This window comes from Vibrio sp. D173a, from assembly GCF_030248475.1.
The window spans coordinates 1-1,101 of sequence record NZ_JAHGAH010000228.1; the positions used below are offsets into that span (position 1 = coordinate 1).

The 1,101-nt window shown below is 42.1% G+C and carries 2 protein-coding genes; both read right to left on the reverse strand.

Features of this window, described 5'->3' with window-relative positions:
- Positions 1-58: 58 nt before the first annotated feature.
- Positions 59-436 (reverse strand): transporter, encoded by a 378-nt coding sequence (locus KIV40_RS20960; RefSeq protein ID WP_285351131.1) that lies wholly within the window; start codon positions 434-436, stop codon positions 59-61.
- Positions 437-671: 235 nt separating this feature from the next.
- A partial coding sequence (locus KIV40_RS20965) for a phospholipase A (protein WP_285351132.1) occupies positions 672-1,101 on the reverse strand: 430 nt, incomplete at its 5' end.

Below are 1,101 nucleotides of genomic sequence, written 5' to 3' on the forward strand. Positions count from 1 at the left end.
CACCAAAAAAAGCGACCCGTTATAGGTCGCTTTGTGTTTGAGGATATGTTCCTTGGCGTTAGAGCTTCAAATTAAGTACATCTTGCTCTGCAGTTTCTACTTTTAGTTTACTTCGAGATTCAATGTACTCTATCTGCTGAGAGTCTAACGAATAAGGCATCACTACACGTAACTCATGGATTCCTTCATGTTTTGCTAGTTTCACCAACATCACTAGATTGGATTCATCGCTCTGACGTGAAGACATCGATTTTAAGGCAGCATCCCAAAGGCGATCCTCTGGTTGGCTTAATTCCGCGATGTTCTGTTTCCACATCAGACCAAAAATGGGAGCGATGGTGACAAAGGCCTCCAAAAAGGTCCACTTCTTACTTCCCGTTTCTCCTAGGAAGCTTGTGTAGTCGAATTCAATGCATGTCTTTCCTTGTTGCTCCATCCTATGCCTCGACACTCTGAACTGAGGTATACAAAATATCGTTCAATTACTTTGATATAGCAATAGGATATAAAACAATGGTCTTTTATGCCTTAATTTGACCTCAAAAGGAAATATTAAAACCAGCTTTGTAACAAATGATGTACAGCTTCGCCATATATACGCATCCAATTGATTAATATTTTAAACGCCAAACTAAAAGTACGCTCACACAAAGAGAACAAGCAAATCGGTACTAGAGGTTAACCAATTTGATTCCCAGTCCAATACGGGTTTGTGAATGGTCATAATCAATCAAGGTTTCACCATAGCCATGGTAGCCCTGAACATACAAACCTAAGATGTCATTAAAGTACAAGGTGTACCCCAATTCTACGCCACCTTTGTCATCTGCAAAGTTGTAGAAGCCTCGGGTATTAAACACACCAGCGCCAGTATAGAACTTCGCCCACAACTCATAGGGTGCATAGTAGTCTTCCATGTCGTCATTTTCTGTGGTGACGACCCACCAAGCATGCGCACCGTATTCAACTGGACCGGAGAAACGCTCAGCAGCGAGATAAAGACGATCCCAGCTACGAGAAAGCTTACTCGACTGGCCGTTTGATTCATGCTTGTAACCCAACTCTAAGTGGTTAAACAACAGCATGATACTCATTGCGCCT